This is a genomic window from Nitrospinota bacterium (assembly GCA_009873635.1).
GTDB lineage: Bacteria > Nitrospinota > Nitrospinia > Nitrospinales > VA-1 > LS-NOB.
In genome coordinates, this window is sequence record WAHY01000008.1 from 13,217 (window position 1) to 17,163 (window position 3,947).

At 43.9% G+C, this 3,947-nt stretch carries 3 protein-coding genes; all 3 read left to right on the plus strand.

Annotation, left to right across the window (positions count from 1 at the left end; translation table 11 throughout):
* Positions 1 to 29 precede the first annotated feature (29 nt).
* Positions 30 to 392, plus strand: coding sequence for a hypothetical protein (locus F3741_06495; GenBank protein ID MZG30445.1), 363 nt, complete (start codon positions 30 to 32; stop codon positions 390 to 392).
* 68 nt (positions 393 to 460) lie between these two features.
* On the plus strand, positions 461 to 1,975 hold the full coding sequence (locus F3741_06500; protein ID MZG30446.1) for a B12-binding domain-containing radical SAM protein: 1,515 nt from the start codon (positions 461 to 463) through the stop codon (positions 1,973 to 1,975).
* Positions 1,976 to 2,143: 168 nt separating this feature from the next.
* Positions 2,144 to 3,947: hypothetical protein (locus F3741_06505; protein MZG30447.1), on the plus strand; the 1,804-nt coding region annotated here is incomplete at its 3' end.

A 3,947-nucleotide genomic window follows, 5' to 3' on the forward strand; every position in this document is an offset into this window, starting at 1 on the left:
TTATCTTCGCGGAAGATGTCGACATCAATATGCGCGGGCAGTTAAAAGGGCTCAAAGCCGTTTACCTGCCGAAAGCAAAGGTCTATCACATTGGCACCGCCACGGTAGGCTTGTACAGTGACCGCTATGTTTACCTTTGCAAACGTAATGACATCTGGGTTTTCATCAAAAATTATTCTCTACGTCTATACTTCAAATACCTGGTTTCCATCTGGAAACACCAGTTTGAAGATATCAAATACTTCACATATCGTGGACAGGGACAAGTGCTATTAAAAAGCAAATGGGACGCTTTAAAAATGCTGCCACAAATGCTCTACCGGCGTTTCCAAATTCAAACAAAACGCACAACACCAGACGAGCAAATTGAAAAACTGATTATCACTGATTGAATGACACCGACTATATTTAAAATATATGCTTTTTAGGAGAGGGTAAATAAACGACCCGACAAGGTTTCATGGACAAATCTATTCTGCTATTTAATCCAAGACCCGACCCCTACTATAAACCGGTAGATCTTCCCATTTCCCTGATTTGTGTTTCTCGGTTTCTTGACAAAGATGGTTATCCTATTAAGATCATCGCTGAAAACCTCTATTCAGACCCCTATGAAGAAATTAGAAAATCTGCCAGGAACAGCCTGGTTTTAGGAATCTCTGCCATGACCGGCCTGCAGATTGAGGGAGGTCTCAAAGCCAGTCAAATAGCCAAAGAAGCCAATAAGGACATCAAGATAATTTGGGGAGGGTGGCACCCCTCGGTCCACCCCGAACAGGTATTGGAAAATCCCTACATAGACATTGTTATCAAAGGTCAGGGAGCAAGAGCCCTCTATGATGTCGTCAAAAGAATAGAAACTGGAAATAATTATGAAGGCATTGCAGGTGTACTCTGGAAAGAGAACGGACAAACACACATCAATCCGGACAGGGAACTGGAGTCCATTGATGACTGGCCGCCATTGCCTTATCACCTCGTTGACATAGAAAAGTGCGTCATGGTTACAGAGTTCGGGAGCCGCACGATCAACTACGTCTCAAGTTACGGATGCCCATACAGGTGTGCGTTCTGCAGCGAGGTCACGGTCAACGATCGAAGGTGGGTCGGGCTGAACCCCGAAGCGGTTCTGGACGATCTTGAGAAATTACAGAACACATATAACATAAACGGGGTCAACTTGTATGACAGCCTGTTTTTTGTGAATGTCAAAAGAGCCAAAGCCATCCTTAAGGGAATCATTGACCGAGGCTTGACCCTGAGGCTCGGTAATCTTGATGGTCGAGCAAAACAACTGGCCGAAGCCGATGACGAGCTATGGGAACTTTTACGCGACTCTAAAACATACAGCATTTTGTGCGGTGCTGAATCCGGCGATCAGGAATCCCTGGATGTGATTGATAAGGATATGGATGTTGAAGACAATTACAAGTTCGCGGAAAAGTGCCGGCAATATGGCATCAAGGTCATATTTTCCACCCTTGTTGGCATTCCTATACTGAATCATACCCACAAGGAGTTGGCGGAAAAAACAAGTGGGCAAATCGACTCCACAATAAATATGCTGGACAAGTTTCTCGCGTATGACAGCCGAAACCGAGGACAAATGTTTATCTACATGCCCTACCCCGGGACTCCATTGTATGACACGGCCGTAAAGCTTGGATTTCAGGAACCCAAACAACTGGAAGGCTGGGCCCAAGTGAAACTGTACAATAAACAAACACCCTGGGTCACCTCCCAACAAGCTCAAATGGTTTCGATGATATCCAGTTACATATTCATGTTTCTCGACTCAGACACCCTGCTCTGGGCAAAAGAGAGGGTTAAAAACCCCATCAAAAAACTTCTCTTTGTATGGGCCTACAAACTGTTTGCTCAAATCGCCAGGTTCCGGTGGAAGCATAAACTCTTTGGGTTCCCTTTGGATTACCAGTTATTCTTGTTCGCCAAGAGAAATAACAAGTCGATTTAATATCTAATTTTTACATGGTTCTTACCCCTGAAACTATTACATCCTTTTTCTTTTTTCCTTATTCATAACAATCCTGCCTTTGTTGATAATTTGAACCTTTGTAATGTCCTGACTTTTGTGATTAAATGCTGACAAGTTCTTTAAGTTTTACCACGCACGCAACTTCACATGGCCCCTCAAGACAACCTTTTATCCGCAAAGCTAGACACCGTATATCGAGAAGATTCCGAAAAGGAATTATCTCCTCCATCTGGTTTTTGTTTCAATCAGGATGGCAACTTGTTGCTTGCCGATGATTTCAATCACCGCATTCAGATCTACGATTCCCAGCACAACCTTCTCCACTCTTTTGGCAGCAAGGGAAAAGAACCGGGGCAATTCCAATATCCTAAAGGAATAGCTGCAGACCCTGATGGCAATATCTATGTCGCTGACTGTTGGAACCACCGGATACAAAAGTTTGATTCCAAAGGAACTCCTCTTCTTAGCTTTGGTGCCTGTGGAGACGGAAAAGGAGAACTGAATGAACCCTACGACATCCTGATAGAGCCTTCAGGCAACTTGATCGTGGTGGAACGCTACAATCACCGGATCCAGTTTTTTGATACCCAGGGCGTATCTTTGGGATGTCTCGGAGACCGTGGAACTGTATTGGAAGAACAGCTGACTGAACTCCAGGGGAGTCCCCCAAATATTCTTGCTCCTCCATTATTTGAGCTGCCCACTTCCATCGCCAGTGACAGTAAAGGAAATTATTTCATTACCGACAGTGGAAATCACCGGGTGCGAAAATTTGATTCCAGATGGCAGGAAATAATGTCTTTTGGAGAATATGGTACTGAACCCGGACAATTCCAGTACCCCCAATCTGTCACAGTGGCTCCGAATGACCTCTTATATGTAGCCGACCTCAATAATGAACGCGTTCAGGTGTTCTCTTCGTTCGGACAATATTTGCTTGCAATTGATGGGGCAAGTTCGGGAGAGGCATTCGAAGCCCCTTGCATTACAGCAATAGATTTGAAGGGGTGTCTGCATATTGGCTTCACCTTCAATACAAAAATTTTCAAATACCTGATTCCTCTTGTATCGCAGAATACATTTGTAGAAAACCTGGGCACACATTCTGATCCGTCTCATGTTTTTTATAAAGCCCTTGTCCATGAACAGGAGGGTGACACTTCAAATGCCCTGACCGCACTTGAAAAAACCTTTAACCTCTTAAATGAAAACCAATCACAGGAAAAACCGTCTGCAACAGAACTAAAATTAAAAGCTGCGAATCTACTGGGTCGCTTGTCAAACAAAGGTGTGACCATTGCCGACAACACTTTTGAACACGCACTCAGTGGCGCTGAAGAGAAATTAAGGCAGGAGCGGGACAGCATATTAAGTTGTTTTTCAACCTGGCAGGAAAAAGCCTTAAAGTTTAACGGACTTTTACTTGAAGAACAGAAGTTGATCATGAAGGATCCTAATGGAATTCGTGATTTCAACCGCGACCTTCATATCGCCGAACAGGAAGATAAAAAGCATTACCGTTTTAGCAGAAACCTGATTCATTCCTATCGTATTAGCGTTAAACAATTTTCCCGGTTTCTTCGTAACTCGATTGCAAACGGATTGCCTGAAAGCCAGTTAGAATCCTTGATCAAGGTTTTGCTCCGACAAACAGGGGAAACTCTGGGGCTCATGAAAGAGCACTTCGGTCAAAAAGAAAAAAGCGAGGAATCGATGGTTCAGATACTGGGAGAATCCCAGGGAGAAAAAGACAAACTGTCAACGTTTCTCGCACAATATTATGCCAATGACAGAATCATGGATCTTCAACAACATCTTCAATTCGAGTTGCAGTCTCACTGGTTCAGCTTGAGGAATCTATCCATCAAAACCCGCCAAAAAACCAGCCTGGAAAATCTCGCCGGGAAAAGGATTGGAGACACCTCCGCATATGAAGATATTATAAAAATCC

Excerpts from the sequence above, each read along its gene's own strand:
- F3741_06495 (MZG30445.1), top strand. The coding sequence starts at position 30 with ATGCGCGGGCAGTTAAAAGGGCTCAAAGCCGTTTACCTGCCGAAAGCA.
- F3741_06500 (MZG30446.1), top strand. The coding sequence starts at position 461 with ATGGACAAATCTATTCTGCTATTTAATCCAAGACCCGACCCCTACTAT.